The organism is Castellaniella sp. WN, assembly GCF_054457555.1.
Genome location: NZ_JBTKZC010000001.1, coordinates 803,790 through 819,518, shown reverse-complemented (window position 1 = coordinate 819,518; position 15,729 = coordinate 803,790). Strand labels below are relative to the sequence as shown.

Here is a 15,729-nt window from a genome sequence, read left to right as displayed (position 1 = left end):
GCATGATCGTTCGCCGGGAGCGGGGTGGATGGGTGGTCGTCGGCCGTAAAATGTACCACGCGCGCCGGATTGGCCGGCGACCGAACGACGATCGAAAGGAAAGGCGCGATGTGCGGTTTGGTGGGGTTTCTGGGAAACGGCCGTGGGCATGATGCGCGCGAGGCCGCCATTGTCCTGGAGCGCATGGCCGACACCATCGTGTCGCGCGGGCCGGACGACTCCGGCGTCTGGATCGACGGCTCGGGCATCGGACTGGCCCATCGCCGCCTGTCCATCCTGGACCTGTCGGCGGCGGGCCACCAGCCCATGACGGGCTCGTCGGGTCGCCACGTGATCGTCTTCAACGGCGAGATCTACAACCACCTGGACCTGCGCCGGGAACTGGGGCAGGCTGGTCTGGCGCCCGGCTGGCGCGGCCATTCGGATACCGAGACCCTGCTGGCCGGTTTCTCGGCCTGGGGAGTCCGGGCCACAGTGGAACGCTGCATCGGCATGTTCGCCTTCGCCGTCTGGGATGTCCAGGCGCGCGTCCTGACCCTGGGACGGGACCGCCTGGGAGAAAAGCCTCTGTACTACGGCTGGCAGGGCAGCGGGGACGATGCCTGCTTTCTGTTCGGCTCCGAGCTCAAGGCGCTGCGGGCGCATCCGCGCTGCGTGGCGGAAGTCGACCGCGACGCCCTGTGCCTGCTGATGCGGCACAACTACATCCCGGCGCCTCATTCCATCTACCGCGGCATCTCCAAGCTGCCGGCGGGCTGCCTGCTGACGGTCTCGCTCGACCGGCGCGAGCCGCTGATCGAGACCTACTGGTCTCTGGCCGAGGTCGCCGTTGCCGGCAACCGCGCCCCGTTCGCCGGCTCCGACCAGGAGGCCACCGACGCACTGGAGGACCTGCTGAAGTCCGCCGTGCGCCAGCAGATGCTGGCGGACGTGCCGCTGGGCGCCTTTCTGTCGGGGGGCATCGATTCCTCGACCGTGGTGGCGCTGATGCAGGCCCAGTCCGCACGCCCGGTCAGGACCTTTTCCATCGGTTTCCACGAACCGGGCTACAACGAGGCCGAGCACGCCCTGGCGGTCGCCCGGCACCTGGGCACCGAGCACACCGAGCTGTACGTCACACCGGAGCAGGCGCGGGACGTCATCCCCCGGTTGCCGGACCTGTACAGCGAGCCCTTCGCCGATGCCTCGCAGATCCCGACTTTCCTGGTGTCGCAACTGGCGCGCCGGCACGTTACGGTCTCGCTGTCGGGCGACGCCGGCGACGAACTGTTCGCCGGCTATGGCCGCTACCTGCGCAACAGCCGGCACTGGGACCGGATCGCCCGCGTGCCGCTCGGCTTGCGGAAGCTGGCGGCCGGCGGTATCCGCGCGCTGTCGCCCGAAGCCTGGGACGCCGTGCTCGGGCCGCTGCGCCCGCTGCTGCCCGGGTCGCTGCGCGCCGCACCCGGCGAAAAGCTGCACCAGGGTGCCCGCAAGCTGTCCGCCGAACGCATCGACGATCTGTATCTGCAATCGATCTCGCGCTGGGAACCGGAAAGCCTGGTGATCGGCGGGCGCGAACCCCCGACCTGCCTGCGTGGCCGGCCCCTGCCGCTGGAGGGCCTGGACGGCGTGCAGCGCCTGATGGCCCTGGACGCCATCACTTATCTGCCCGACGACATCCTGGTCAAGGTCGATCGAGCCGCCATGGGCGTATCCTTGGAGGGCCGCGTGCCGTTCCTTGATCACCGGGTGGTGGAATTCGCCTGGCGGATTCCGCAGTCCATGAAGCTGCGCGACGGCACCGCCAAGTGGATCCTGCGGCAGGTGCTGTACCGGCACGTGCCTCGTGATCTGATCGAGCGCCCCAAGAAGGGCTTCAGCGTGCCCGTCGGCGACTGGCTGCGCGGTCCGCTGCGCGACTGGGCGGAAAACCTGCTGGATGAATCGCGCCTGCGGCGGGAAGGCTTCTTCGATCCGGTGCCGATCCGGAGGACCTGGACGGAACATCTGTCCGGCCGGCGCAACGCGCAGTATCCCCTGTGGGGCGTGCTGATGTTCCAGGCATGGCTGGGGGAATAATGCCGGAGCGGAAGAATATTAGAATTCCAGCTATGGTTCTTTGAACTCGTGCGAAATCGGGATGGGGAAGACATGAAGCTGGGGCGTCAACAGATCTATGAGCAGGCCATTCAAGTGCTTGAGGCAAACCCGCAAGGAATACGATGGTCTGATTTGGTTAGAGAGGTTGAGAGGAAGGCGCCTGGGACGCCGCGCAACAGTATTCGTGGCGGTGTTCATGCTTTTCTGAAGAAGCAGACCTCTGAAGTGATGAAGGTCGCTCGTGGAACGTATCGGCTCGTCAAGTTTGTCGAGGCGGACGATGCGCAGGCTAGCGCCGAGGAACATAAGGGGGATGCAGTCGTAGTTCAGGCTGGTTTGCCGTCATCGGAAATTCTGACCGAGCGGGATTTCTATCAAAGCTTCGCGGATTGGCTTGAAGAAAACGATGATGCTACAGTGGCGGCCCCTCTGGGTGGCAGTGTTCTGGGGGGAAAGTGGGGAACTCCCGATGTGCTTGGAATCTTGAAGCCTCGAGCTCAGGATATCTTCAAGTTCGAGCCGCAGATCGTTTCGGCGGAAATTAAAGTAGTTCCCAATCAGCCCGTGGTTGCCTTTGGGCAGGCCGTTGCCTATCGTCTTTTCTCACATCGAAGCTATATCGTGGTGCCGGACTCGACGGGCAGCGATGATATGAGCCGTTTGAAGTCGTTATGCAGCATTCATGGCGTTGGCTTGGTGACTTTCGTATTGAACAAGAATCAGCCGGATTACACGGTGATCGTGCTTCCGGTGAATGCCTCGCCAGATATGTTTTACGTGAATAGCATGCTTGAGCGGCTGAAGTCGTCCGAACCTGAATTGTTGAATAAGCTGTTCTGATATTCCTCAACGGGTTCTCCCTGCGTTTTTCTTGTTGATATCTCCAGTGTGCCTTGAGCCTCGCCTGGGTACGTCAATTCCTGTGCCCCACGCTCAGCCCTGGCGACATCGTCATTGCCGACAACCTGGCCAGTCACAAAGTCACTGGCGTTGCGCAAGCCATCGCCGCCCGAGGTGCCAGCATCCTGTACTTGCCGCCGTACTCGCCCGATCTCAATCCGATCGAGAAGATGTTTGCCAAGCTCAAGGCGTTGCTGCGCAAGGCAGCCAAGCGCAGCGTCGATGCACTTTGGGATCACATCGGCGAGTTGATCGATCAGTTCTCCCCGCAGGAGTGCTCGAACTACTTCGCCTCCGCTGGTTATGTCAGCACATAAATCGAAAATGCTCTATTGATCCGGCCCTCAAACAGTTTTACGCAGCGTATTTGACGTGGAAGTCTTGGAAGTAGGCTTTGACACGTGCCGGCTCGCTGGCGACGACTTGCATGTGCTCTTCTGCAGCGGCGCGTAGTTTGGCCTTCGTGCGTATCGGAACCTTGCGCCCGATGACGTGTTTGAGATCGGCATTCAAGCGTTCTTCGGGATTGAGTTCGGGGCTGTAACTGGGCAGATAGAACACTTCCATCTGATCGGAGTGTGCGGCCAACCACGCCTTCACCGGCTTGCAGTGATGCACGCCCAGGTTGTCCAGGATCAGAAACACCTTGCGCCCGGCATCCTGGACCAGCGACTCGAAGAACTCGATCAACTTTTCGTGATTGAACGCGCCATCAATGATCATCCAGCGTGCCTTGCCCTGGTTGGTGACGCTGGCGATCATCGACAGCTTCTGCCGCGTCCCGCCAATGGCCATCGCCACCGGAGTCTTGCCCTTGGGCGCATAGCTGCGACCGCGCACGTCGGTGTTCACCAGCGCCGTCTCGTCACCCCAGTGGACCTCGCCGCCCTCGGCCTTGGCACGTTCGGCGATGGCCGGATACGTGTCCTCCAACCAGGTTTGCACCGCGGCGGGCGATTGCTCGTAAGCACGCTTGATCGGCTTCTGCGGGGTGAAGCCCCAGCGGGCCAGATACTTGCCCACCGAGCGCACATGCAGCGTCACACCACACTCGCGCTCGATCAGCTGCATAACCGCCGCACGGCTCCACAGCGCAAAGTCCATCTTCAGCTGCTCGGGGCGCTTGTCGCAGATGATGCGGCACACCGTCTGTTCCTGCTCGGCGGTCAGTGCGCGATCCTCGCCACGGCGACGGCCACGCCGACGGGGTGCCAGCGACAGCATCCCCCCCGCCTCATAGCCGGTGATTGTCAACCTATCTGTCGCATTTTCTGAGTGACTCAAGCCGCCCGCTTGAGGTCTGAATTTCGCTTGGCACAGGACGCGTGACCCTTCTGCGGGTTGAGGAAGACCTCGTCGACTCTTGTCCAGTTGCGGGTCCTGCCGCTCCAGCGCTCCGGGTGCTTTTCGCGGGCCGCCCGATAGAGGGCATGGCGCCGTTCGAGCAGGCCGCGATCGCGCCCACAGTGACGCTGCTCAGGCGTCACGAAGCCGATAGCGCTGTGCCGGTGCTCGGTGTTGTACCAGCGCACGAACTCACCGACCCAGGCCCGGGCAGCCAGCAGACCGGTGAAGGGCTTGCGAGGGTAGCGGGGGCGGTACTTCAGAGTCCTGAACAAGGACTCTGAGTACGGGTTGTCATTGCTCACCGCTGGCCTGCTGAACGATGGCGCCACACCCAGCTCCCGTAGTGTCGCCAGCATGGTGGCGCCCTTCATCGGGGAGCCATTGTCGCTGTGTAACACCACCTGCCCTGGGAGGATGCCCTCGCGGCGGCAGATATCGCGCATCAGCTCACTGGCACGGGCGCTGTCCTCGGTGTCATAGACCTGCCAGCCCACGATGTGACGGCTGAACAGGTCAAGAAACAGGTACAGGTAGTAGTACTGGCCCCGCACGGTGGCGGGCAGATAGGTGATGTCCCAGCTGAAGAGCTGCCCTGGCGCAGTAGCCGTCAGCGCCCGAGGCCGATGCACCGGGCCAGGCGTGCGATCAGGCGTGCGATGCACCAGTTGCCCGGCGGTACGCATCAGCCTGTAGATCGTCGATTCACTGGCCAGATAGACCCCCGTATCCGCCAGGCGTGGCACGATCTGAGAAGCGGGCAGGTGGCCGTACTCGCTGCTGTTGACCACCCGCAGGATGCGATCACGCTCGGCATCGCTCAGGCGGTTGCAGGGCCGCTGTACCCGCGTGGGGCGCCCATCGCCTTGCTCCGGGGCCCGCCGCCAACGTTGCAGTGTGCGTGCGCTCAGATTGATTGCTTCACAGGCGCGTGCCTGTCGAGCACCAGCCGTGACCGCCTCAGTAATCAATGCCATGATCTGTCGGCGCTGTGTCAGTGAGGTCATTTGTCCTCGTCCTCCCACAGCGCCTGGTATTTTTTTTGCAGTACCAGCAGGGCTGCCGCCTCCGATAACGCCTTGTCCTTGCGGGCCAAATCACGGCGCACGCCAACCAGTTCCTCTTTGAGCCGACGCAGCTCCTGGATATCGGCTGCGGGCTTGTTCCCCGACTGTTCGAGCTCATGCTTCCAGGCCGTGAGCTGATGGGCGAAGATGCCCCGTTCCCGGCACCAGGCGTTGCGCGCCTCTTCGGCCAGAGAATGGGTCTCAAGCAGGGCCTGCAGCCGCTGTGCGGATGTCCACCGACTGGCGGGGGCCTCTTCTGAGGATTGCCTGCGCAAATGAGCCATCTTCGGATTGCGAATCCAGTTCTTCAGCGTATGGACCGACATGTTCAACTCCTGGGCCATGTCAGCCACCGTGCGCGTGCCGCGCTGCAGGGTCTTGCGGATCGCCTCCTCTTTGAAGGCCGTGCTGTAGGTCGTCAAATTCATCTAATCGTTCCAAATCCGATGCGACAACTAGTCTGACACAGGGGGTAGCGTGCGATCACCTTGCTCACCGCCGTGTGACTCAGCCCAACGTCAACGGCGATCTGAGGTTTGCTTCGTCCGCGTTTGTACGCACGAATCACCTGCCGACGCCTCTCATGCTGCTCGGCCGGACTGAGCTTTCTTGCATCATCTTTTTCCATCCGCAAAGCATCGCATCAGATCGACAGAATTTCAATCTATTTATGGGCCTGATCTATAGTGGGTGCGCCTTGCCGGGCGCACAAAAAAAACGGCCCGGACGAATCCGGGCCGGGAGGGGCGACCGTCCGCGCACACGGAAAAGGAGCTCGCGGGGGGCGTGGACGGTGGCAGCCGGTGGCGGGAACGTCCAGGCGGACAAGGGGGAACGAGGCGCCCGGGCGACCATCGGCGTGCGCCGCCATTCTAGGGCCATGTACCTGACGGTACTCTGAATCGGAACCTGTTCTCCGCTGCCGGAAGGAAGACCCCGGCGGCCCCGGATCCCTGGCGGCTCTAGTGTCCTGTCTGGTGAGTTTGGTCACTTGAATTCGGATGCATGGGCTTGTCAGGCAAGGCGCAAACCGCAGCGATAGCCGGTGCTATCGCGAGGATGAGTCTGGACACGGAGCAGTCCCTGCGGACTGCTCCGTGTCTGACGAATCCGAACCGCTTGCAAGCGGTGAGGTGGACAAGCAACGCAGCATGGCCAGCCCGGGCGCCGAAGGTAAGGATCGGAATTAGCCAGACAGGACGCTAGGGCGCGTTCAGGTCATTGTGCCGGGTTTCCTTGACGAACAGCAGGCCTACGACCAGCGTCATTGCGCACACCGCGATCGGATACCACAGGCCGTCGTACATGTTGCCGGTGGTGGCCACCGTGGCGAAGGCCACCGGAGGCAGGAAGCCGCCGAACCAGCCATTGCCGATGTGGTAGGGTACGCTCATGGACGTGTAGCGGATGCGCGTGGGGAACATCTCCACCAGCATGGCGGCGATCGGCCCGTAGACCATGGTGACCTGCAGCACCAGGAAGAAGAGCAACAGCAGCACCATGGTGAAGTTGATCTGGGACGGGTCGGCGTAGGCGGGATAGCCGTGGTTGCGCACCGCCTGGCGCAGTTCTTTCTGCAGCGCGGTGTTGCGGCGGGCGAATTCGGCGCGCGGCAGCGACGTGCCGTCGAAGGCGTCGATGCGCTGTTCGCCCACCAGGGCGTAGGCCGTGGTGCCTTCGGGGGCTGGCTGGTTGATATAGTGGACCGAATGGCTCGCCATGAAGGCCTTGAGCAGGTCGCAGGCGCTGGTGAAGGAGGCGATGCCCACCGGATTGAACTGCAGCGAACAGTCCTTCGGATCGGATACGACGTATACGGGAGCCCGATTCTGCGCGCGTTCCAGCGCCGGGTTGGCGTAGTGCGTCAGGCCCTTGAATACGGGGAAGTAAGTCAGGGCGGCGATCAGGCAGCCCGCCATGATGATGGGCTTGCGGCCGATCCGGTCCGACAGGGCGCCGAATACCAGGAAGAAGGGACAGGCCAGCAGCAGGGCGAGCGCCACCAGGATGTTGGCGATGTTGGCCTCCACGCCCAGCGTCTCGGTGAGAAAGTACAGGGCGTAGAACTGGCCGGTGTACCAGACCACGGCTTGACCGGCCGTCAGGCCGATCAGGGCGAGCAGGATCAGGCGCAGGTTTTTCCAGCGTCCGAATGCTTCCTTGATGGGCGCGCGCGAGACCAGGCCTTCGCTTTTCATGCGCGTGAAGGCGGGCGATTCGTGCAGGCGCAGGCGGATCCAGACCGAGATCACCAGCAGCAGCACGGAGATCAGGAATGGCACTCTCCAGCCCCAGGCGTCGAAGGCTTCCTGGCCCAGTGTGGCGCGGGTGCCCAGGACCACGACCAGCGACAGGAACATGCCGGTGGTGGCGGTGGTCTGGATCCAGCTGGTGAAGAAGCCACGCCGGCCCTGCGGGGCGTGTTCGGCCACGTAGACCGCCGCGCCGCCGTATTCGCCGCCCAGGGCCAGACCCTGCAGCAGGCGTAGCAGCAGCAGGATCATGGGGGCGGCTGTGCCGATCGAGGCCGACGAGGGCAGCACGCCCACCAGGAAGGTGGACAGGCCCATGATCAGGATCGAGACTACGAAGGCGTATTTGCGCCCGACCATGTCGCCCAGCCGGCCGAACACCAGGGCGCCGAAGGGGCGCACGGCGAAGCCGGCGGCGAAGGTCAGCAGGGCGAAGATGAAGCCCGCCGTGGGATTCAGTCCGGAAAAGAAATGCTGGGCGATGACAGCCGCCAGGGAGCCGTAGACGTAGAAGTCGTACCATTCGAAGACGGTTCCCATCGAGGACGCCAGGATGACGCGGCGTTCCTCGTGGGTCATGGGACGGTTGGCTTCGTCCATGGCATCGTGCGGTATGGGTCGGGCTCGGTTCATGTACGGGTCCTGGGCACATCGTCGCGGGGGAAGGAAACACGCAACCGGGTACCGGCGCTGATCGGATCGCGGTGGTTGCCGGGCGGCAGGAAGGCGATAGTGGCATGGTGGTGCTCGGCGACCTCGCGCACGATCGCCAGGCCCAGGCCGCTGCCTTCGGCGTCGTGGCCGAGGATCCGGTAGAAACGGTCGAAGACCCGGGATTGTTCCTCGGGCGGAATGCCAGGGCCCGAGTCCTGGACTTCGAGGCAGACCCGGTCGCCTTCGGGCAGGGCGCGGACGGTGACCCGGCCACCCTGGGGCGTGTAGAGCAGGGCGTTGTCGATCAGGTTGTTGAGCAGCTCGCGGATCATGATCGCGTTGCCGAAGACCGGCAAGGGCTCGCCGGACGATTCGAAGCCCAGGTCGATGCGGCGCCGCAGGGCGGTTTCGACCCATTCCAGGGTGCAGGCCTCGGCCAGGGGCAGCAGGTCCAGCAGCTCGGTGGTGCGCGGCTGGGTGGAATCGATGGATTCGGCCCGTGCCAGCAGCAGCAGCTGGTTCACCAGTCGGGTGGCGCGCTGGGACCCGGTGATCAGCTGCTGCAGGCTGTCGCGCACGCGTTCGGGCTCCTGCTCGCGCAGCGCCAGTTCGCATTGCGTGCGGATGCCGGCCAGCGGGGTTTTCAGCTGGTGGGCGGCGTTGGCGACGAAGCGTCGCTGGGATTCGATGGAGTCGGACAAGCGTTGCAGCACGTTGTTCATCGAGGCGATCAGCGGCACGATCTCCGCCGGAGCCAGATCGTCGCGCAGGGGCGACAGGTCGCTGGGCTTGCGTCGTCGCATGTGTTCCTGGAGCAGGCTGAGGGGCTCCAGGCCCTGGGTCAGGCCCAGTCCGGCCAACATGGCGGCCAGAGGCAGAATGATGAGCTGGGGCGTCAGCATGCCGGTCAGGATTTCCTGCTGCAGCGTGGCGCGCGCCTCGGCCGGCTCCGCCACGACTGTCAGGAAGCCGGTGCCGTCCTGGTCGCGCCCGCCCCAGATGTAGGCCATGCGGATGGACTGGTGGTTCAGGGACGCGTTGCGAAAGCGGATCTGGTCGATGTCGTAGCCCCAGTTTTCCGGGGTGGGGATGCCGGGGTCGCCCGCCAGCAGGTGGCCGTTGGCGTCCAGGATCTGCCAACTGGTGGCGGATTCGTCCACGCCGCCGGCCAGCACCGTGCGGGCCGATTCGGACAGCGTCACACCGCTGGCCAGGCGCTGCTGCTCGACTTCGTGGCGCAGCAGGCGCAGGTGGCTCGCCAGTGTCCGGTCGTAGGGCGAATTGGCGATGTTCAGGGAGATGAAGTAGGTGATGACGATGCCGATCGACCACAGGACGAACAGCGGCACGATCATCCACAGGAGGATGCGGCCCAGCAGGGTCGCGTGCCGGCGGCGGGGCCGGCGCGGTGCCGGATCGGCGAGCATGGAGCGCGCGCCGTCAGCCAACGGCCGCCGTGTCCGCCGGCACGGCCCGGCTGTCGGGTTCCAGGCAGTACCCCAGGCCGCGCACGGTCAGGATGTGGACGCCGGCCGGCTCGATTTTCTTGCGCAGCCGGTGGATGTAGACCTCGATGGCGTTGGTGGTGACTTCCTCGCCCCATTCGCACAGCAGGTCCACCAGTTGGTGCTTGCTGATCATGCGGCCGCTGCGCGACAGGAAGATTTCCAGCAGACTGGTCTCGCGGGCGGACAGTTCGACGGCGGTGTCGTCGATGGTGGCCACGCGCCCGTTCAGGTCGAAGGCGAGGCGTCCGTGGCGCAGGACGGATGCGCGCGCGCCGCCGTGGCGGCGGATCAGGGCGCGCACGCGGGCTTCCAGTTCGCTGAGGGCGAAGGGCTTGGACATGTAGTCGTCGGCGCCCAGGTCCAGGCCTTCGACGCGCTGCTCGACGGAGTCGGCGGCCGTCAGGATCAGGACCGGCAGGGGGGTGCTGCGCTGGCGCAGCTTGCGCAGCACGGACAGGCCGTCCAGGCGCGGCAGGCCCAGGTCCAGGATCAGGAGATCGAAGGCCTGCAACTGGAGCGCGGAATCGGCACTGGAGCCGTCGTTGACGACGTCCACGGCATAGCCTTCGTAGCGCAATGATCGGGACAGCCCGTCCGCGAGAATGCTGTCGTCCTCGGCAATCAGGATACGCATGGCGGGAATGACATCCAGGGGGAGGCGGGCGCTGAAACGGCCCAGACTGCGCTCATTGTGGCACGCCCGGCCCCGCCGGGTCATTAGGGTAAACGATGGGCGCGGAAGGCGAAACGGCGGCCCTTCGCGCTCGGCCTTGCCGTTCGGCCCGGGGTGGAATTGCCACATCTGTATTTTTATACAGTATAATTTAATGCCATAATTTCCCGAATCCCGCCGCGGGCGGATCCGGCCGCACCGCGGTCATGGTCCCGGCGGCTTGTCACTCACGATAGGAATTCCCTCATGGATGAACGCTCCGGCAAGGCCAACCCCGAACGCGCCAAGGCGCTGGCCGCCGCGCTGTCTCAGATCGAAAAGCAGTTCGGCAAGGGCTCCATCATGCGCTACGGCGATAACCAGGTCGAACATGACATCCAGGTCGTGTCCACCGGTTCCCTGGGGCTGGACATCGCCCTGGGCGTCGGGGGACTGCCGCGCGGCCGGGTGGTCGAGGTCTACGGCCCGGAATCCTCCGGCAAGACCACGCTCACCCTGCAGGTCATCGCCGAGATGCAGAAGATCGGCGGCACCTGCGCCTTCGTCGATGCCGAGCACGCCCTGGACGTTCAATACGCCGCGCGCCTGGGCGTCAACCTCGAGGACCTGCTGATCTCCCAGCCCGACACCGGCGAGCAGGCCCTGGAAATCACCGATGCCCTGGTGCGCTCGGGCTCGGTCGACCTGATCGTGATCGACTCGGTCGCCGCACTGGTGCCCAAGGCCGAAATCGAAGGCGACATGGGCGACTCGCTGCCCGGCCTGCAGGCCCGCCTGATGAGCCAGGCCCTGCGCAAGCTCACCGCCACGATCAAGCGCGCCAACTGCATGGTGATCTTCATCAACCAGATCCGCATGAAGATCGGCGTCATGTTCGGCAACCCTGAAACCACCACGGGCGGCAACGCGCTGAAGTTCTATTCCTCGGTGCGCCTGGACATCCGCCGTATCGGCTCCATCAAGAAGGGCGACGAGGTCGTCGGCAACGAAACCCGCGTCAAGATCGTCAAGAACAAGGTCGCCCCGCCGTTCAAGCAGGTCGAGTTCGACATCATGTACGGCACCGGCATCTCCCGCGAAGGCGAGATCATCGACTTGGGGGTCCAGGCCGGCTTGATCGACAAATCCGGTGCCTGGTACAGCTACAACGGCGAACGCATCGGCCAGGGCAAGGACAACGTCCGCGACTACCTCAAGGAACATGCGGACATGGCTTTCGAAATCGAGAACCGGGTTCGCGAACACCTGGGCATCGTCCCACGGGCCGTGCCCGCGGCCTCCGCCGCCGATGGGGAATAGAGCCGACGACGGCTTCAGCACCGTGCCTGGCGGCGATGACCCGCCCGGGCGCGGTTCCGGTGGTGGCACCAGCCTGAAGGCCCGGGCCGTGGCCTATCTGTCCCGGCGGGAACACTCCCGCCAGGAATTGCGCCGCAAGTTGTCCGCCTGGTGCGACGATCCCGCCGCCGTCGAAGCCGTGCTCGACGACCTGGCGCGTGAACAGTGGCAGTCCGACCAGCGCTACGCCCAGGCCTATGCTCACCGCGCCGCCGCCCGCCAGGGTGCGCAGCGCATCCTGGGCGCCCTGCGCCAGCAGGGGCTGGCCGACGAGCAATTGGCCGATCTGAAGGAATCCCTGCGCACCTCTGAAGCCGACCGCGCGCGCGCCGTCTGGCAACGTAAATTCGGCCAGCCGCCCTCGGATCCTCGCGAGTACGCGCGGCAATACCGCTTCATGGCGGGGCGGGGGTTTTCCGCCGACTGCATCCGGCGCCTGCTGGGCAGCCGCGAGCCTGCCGGCCTGGACGATCCGGCGGCGGACGACGGGCCGGTCTGAGTCCGTGCCGACCGCGATCCGCTGCGCGGATATGTCCCGTCCCGCCTATCCCGGCGCGCGGATGCCCGGCAGGGTTTCGAAGCAGGTGCGCCGGGCCTGCTCCAGGAAGGCCTGGATGTAGGCGGTTTCCATGTCCTCGGCGCGTACGCCGGCCTGCAGCGTGCGCCAGATTCCCGATCCCAGCCGGCAGATCCTCAGCCCCGGCAGGTTCCTGTATTCGTCCAGTGCCCAGCTGGGCAGCGCCGCCACGCCTCGGCCGCTGGCCACCAGTTGCACGATCATGGGGGTCAGCTCCGCCGTGCGCACGGTGGCCGGCTCCACGCCGGCCGGGTCCAGGAAGGCCGTATAGACATCCAGCCGGGTCCGGTCGACCGGGTAGGTGATCAGGACCTGGTCGGCCAGATCCTCCGGCAGGACCCGACCGGCCGCGCCCAGCGGCCCCTGGCTGGAGACCGCCAGTACCAGTTCGTAGGCGAAGAGCAGCGCGTAGTCCACCGATTCCAGCGGCTCGGGGTCGGAAGTGATCACCACGTCCAGATCGCCGCGCGCCAGGGCGGGCAGGGGGGCGAAGGAAAACGCAGCCGTCAGGTCCAGGGAGACTTCCGGCCAGTCCTTGCGGAACGCGTCCAGCGTCGGCATCAGCCACTGGAAGCAGGAATGGCAGTCGATGGCGACGTGCAGGCGGCCGGCGCGGCCTGCGGCCAGGCGGCGCAGTTCCTGTTCCGCCGCGCGCACGCGTGGCAGTACGTCCTCGGCCAGCGCCACCAGCCGCAGGCCCGCCGTCGTCAGGCGGGCGGGGCGGGTGCGCCGGTTCAGCAACGGCGCCTTCAGCCGCACCTCCAGGTCGCGCAGCTGGTGCGACAGGGCCGACTGGGTCAGGTGCAGGCGCTCGGCGGCTTCCTGCAGGCTGCCGCCGTCGCGGATGGCAAGCAGGGTTTCCAGATGACGAAGCTCAATCATGAATTTCTCTCATGTTATCCGTGCAGGATTTGATTTTTTATTTTCGACTCGCCCAGGCAGAATGTCGTTCATTGAATAATTTTAATGTTATCAGGATTAATCATGACGATCATTCATAATTTAGGCTTCCCCCGGATCGGTGCCGCCCGGGAACTCAAGCGCGCTCAGGAAGCCTACTGGGCCGGCAAGTCCGACCTGGACAGCCTGCTGGCCACGGGCCGCGCGCTGCGGGCCCGCCACTGGGCGATCCAGGCCGGGGCCGGTGCGCAATGGGTGCCGGTCGGCGATTTCGCCTGGTACGACCACATCCTGGAATGGACCACGTTGCTGGGCGCCGTGCCGGCGCGCTTCGGCCAGGCGGACGACGCCCCGGTCGATCTGGACACGCTGTTCCGCATGGCGCGCGGCCGCGCCCCGTCGGGCACGCCGGCGGCGGCCTGCGAAATGACCAAGTGGTTCGACACCAACTATCACACCATCACCCCTGAACTGCATCCCGGCCAGACCTACCGCATCGCGCGCGAATCGCTGTTCGAGCAGGTGGCCGAGGCTCAGGCGCTGGGCCATCGCGCCCGCCCGGTGATTCCGGGGCCGCTGACCTGGTTGTGGCTGGGCAAGGGGGACGCCTACGCGGGTGGAGTGGGTGACGTCGCCAAGCTGGACCTGCTGCCCGGTCTGCTGGCCGTCTATGAGCAGGTGCTGCGGCGCCTGGCCGCCCAGGGCGTGGAATGGGTGCAGATCGACGAGCCCATCCTGGTGCTGGACCTGCCGCAGGCCTGGCGCGAGGCGCTGGCCGGCGTCTATACCCGACTGGCGGCGCAGGGGCCGAAGGTCCTGCTGGCGACCTATTTCGGCGGGGTCGAACATAATCTGGACGTGATTCGCGCCCTGCCGGTGCAGGGGCTGCACGTGGATCTGGCGCGCGCGCCGGGCCAGCAGGCTGCCGTGCTGGCGGCGCTGCGCGACGACCAGGCGCTGTCTCTGGGTGTGATCGATGGCCGCAACGTCTGGCGCGCCGACCTGGACCGTATCCACGAACAGGTCCGCGCGGCGGCGGAGCGCCTGGGCGACCGCCTGTGGCTGGCGCCGTCGTGCTCGCTGCTGCACGTCCCCATCGACCTGGGCCTGGAAACCGCCCTGGACAAGGATCTGCGCGGCTGGCTCTCCTTCGCCGTGCAGAAGCTCGACGAACTGCGCCTGCTGCGGACTCTGGTGGACGGCGACGCGGACGAGGCCGACCGGCAGGCACTGGCGGCCGTTCGCCAGGCCGTGCGTGACCGCGCGGCGTCCAGCCGCATCCACCGCCGGGACGTGGCCGAGCGCCTCGCGTCCTCGGATTCGATCCGCCGCGACCGTGCACCGTTCGCCCGGCGCATCGCCGCTCAGCAGGCGCGCCTGGGCCTGCCGCGCTATCCCACGACCACCATCGGTTCCTTCCCGCAGACACCGGAGATCCGCGCCCTGCGCCGGGACTGGCGCGCCGGGGTGCTGGGGGACGCCGCCTATGAAAAGGCGATCCGCGAGGAAATCGAGCGCGTGGTGCGCTTTCAGGAGGAAATCGGCCTGGACGTGCTGGTGCACGGCGAACCCGAGCGCAACGACATGGTGGAATACTTCGGCGAACTGCTGGCCGGCTTCGCCTTCACCGCCTGCGGCTGGGTGCAGAGCTATGGCTCGCGCTGCGTCAAGCCGCCCCTGATCTACGGCGACGTGGCGCGCCTGGCGCCCATGACTGTGGCCTGGTCGGCTTACGCGCAGTCCCTGACGGACAAACCGGTCAAGGGCATGCTCACCGGTCCGGTAACGATCCTGCAGTGGTCCTTCGTGCGCGACGATCAGCCGCGCGAGCGGACCTGCCGCCAGATCGCCCTGGCCCTGCGCGACGAGGTCCAGGACCTGGAGCAGGCCGGCGTGACCATCATCCAGATCGACGAGCCGGCTTTCCGGGAAGGCCTGCCGCTGCGGCGCGGCGACTGGACCGCCTACCTGGACTGGGCGGTGGACTGCTTCCACCTGTCCACCGGCGGGGTGCGCGACGATACGCAGATCCACACGCACATGTGTTATTCGGAATTCAACGACATCATCGAATCGATCGCGGCGATGGACGCCGACGTGATCACGATCGAGACCTCGCGCTCGAATATGGAGCTGCTGGGCGCGTTCGAGGCCTTCGCCTACCCGAACGACATCGGGCCGGGGGTCTACGACATCCATTCGCCCAACGTCCCGCGCGAGGACTGGATGGTGGACCTGGTCCGTCGCGCCGCCCGGCGTCTGCCCGCCGAACGGCTCTGGGTGAATCCGGACTGCGGCCTGAAGACTCGAGGCTGGCCGGAAACCCGCTCGGCGCTGCAGGCCATGGTGCGGGCGGCCCGGACGTTGCGTGAGGCGGCCTGACCGGAGGCGGCCTGACCGGGCGTGCGGGACACAGGCCCTCGATATAATCGGG

Annotated in this window: 9 protein-coding genes and 4 pseudogenes; 6 read left to right on the top strand and 7 right to left on the bottom strand. The window is 65.6% G+C overall.

The features are described 5' to 3' along the window. Nucleotides 1-108: 108 nt before the first annotated feature. The 3 genes and pseudogenes from asnB to ACTPOE_RS03735 form a co-directional block, all read left to right on the top strand. On the top strand, nt 109-2,061 hold the full coding sequence (gene asnB, locus ACTPOE_RS03745) for an asparagine synthase (glutamine-hydrolyzing) (protein ID WP_458870875.1): 1,953 nt from the start codon (nt 109-111) through the stop codon (nt 2,059-2,061). Nucleotides 2,062-2,133: 72 nt separating this feature from the next. Then, nucleotides 2,134-2,922: a hypothetical protein gene (locus ACTPOE_RS03740; RefSeq protein ID WP_458870873.1), complete on the top strand. Its 789-nt coding sequence runs from the start codon at nt 2,134-2,136 to the stop codon at nt 2,920-2,922. 62 nt (nt 2,923-2,984) lie between these two features. Continuing rightward, a pseudogene (locus ACTPOE_RS03735) lies at nt 2,985-3,299 on the top strand (transposase); the annotation flags it as partial. A gap of 37 nt (nt 3,300-3,336) precedes the next feature. Here the strand turns inward: ACTPOE_RS03735 and ACTPOE_RS03730 are convergent. The 6 genes and pseudogenes from ACTPOE_RS03730 to ACTPOE_RS03705 form a co-directional block, all read right to left on the bottom strand. Then, nucleotides 3,337-4,221, bottom strand: a pseudogene (locus tag ACTPOE_RS03730) (IS630 family transposase); the annotation flags it as partial. Between the two features lie 41 nt (nt 4,222-4,262). Further along, nucleotides 4,263-5,821 (bottom strand): annotated as a pseudogene (locus ACTPOE_RS03725) (IS3 family transposase). A gap of 44 nt (nt 5,822-5,865) precedes the next feature. Beyond that, nucleotides 5,866-6,021: pseudogene (locus ACTPOE_RS03720) on the bottom strand (helix-turn-helix domain-containing protein); the annotation flags it as partial. Between the two features lie 574 nt (nt 6,022-6,595). Next, nucleotides 6,596-8,224, bottom strand: a complete 1,629-nt coding sequence (locus ACTPOE_RS03715) for an MFS transporter (RefSeq protein WP_458872747.1) — start codon at nt 8,222-8,224, stop codon at nt 6,596-6,598. Nucleotides 8,225-8,274: 50 nt separating this feature from the next. Continuing rightward, nucleotides 8,275-9,726 carry a sensor histidine kinase gene (locus ACTPOE_RS03710; protein ID WP_458870872.1) on the bottom strand — a complete coding sequence of 484 codons (1,452 nt, stop codon included), beginning with the start codon at nt 9,724-9,726 and terminating at the stop codon, nt 8,275-8,277. 13 nt (nt 9,727-9,739) lie between these two features. Continuing rightward, nucleotides 9,740-10,441 carry a response regulator gene (locus ACTPOE_RS03705; RefSeq protein ID WP_458870871.1) on the bottom strand — a complete coding sequence of 234 codons (702 nt, stop codon included), beginning with the start codon at nt 10,439-10,441 and terminating at the stop codon, nt 9,740-9,742. Nucleotides 10,442-10,726: 285 nt separating this feature from the next. On the opposite strand from ACTPOE_RS03705, the gene recA reads away from it, so the two are divergent. Together recA and recX are read left to right on the top strand one after the other, a co-directional pair. After that, nucleotides 10,727-11,779, top strand: a complete 1,053-nt coding sequence (recA, locus tag ACTPOE_RS03700; protein ID WP_458870869.1) for a recombinase RecA — start codon at nt 10,727-10,729, stop codon at nt 11,777-11,779. Next, nucleotides 11,769-12,317, top strand: coding sequence for a recombination regulator RecX (gene recX, locus ACTPOE_RS03695; protein WP_458870868.1), 549 nt, complete (start codon nt 11,769-11,771; stop codon nt 12,315-12,317). Before recA ends, recX begins: the two co-directional genes overlap by 11 nt. Before the next feature lie 45 nt (nt 12,318-12,362). Here the strand turns inward: recX and ACTPOE_RS03690 are convergent, their stop codons facing one another. After that, on the bottom strand, nt 12,363-13,277 hold the full coding sequence (locus ACTPOE_RS03690; RefSeq protein WP_458870866.1) for a LysR family transcriptional regulator: 915 nt from the start codon (nt 13,275-13,277) through the stop codon (nt 12,363-12,365). Between the two features lie 102 nt (nt 13,278-13,379). Here ACTPOE_RS03690 and metE point away from each other — a divergent pair, with 102 nt between their 5' ends. Further along, complete coding sequence (gene metE / locus ACTPOE_RS03685) at nt 13,380-15,677, top strand: 5-methyltetrahydropteroyltriglutamate--homocysteine S-methyltransferase (RefSeq protein WP_458870864.1); 2,298 nt, start codon at nt 13,380-13,382, stop codon at nt 15,675-15,677. The last annotated feature ends 52 nt before the right edge of the window (nt 15,678-15,729 follow it).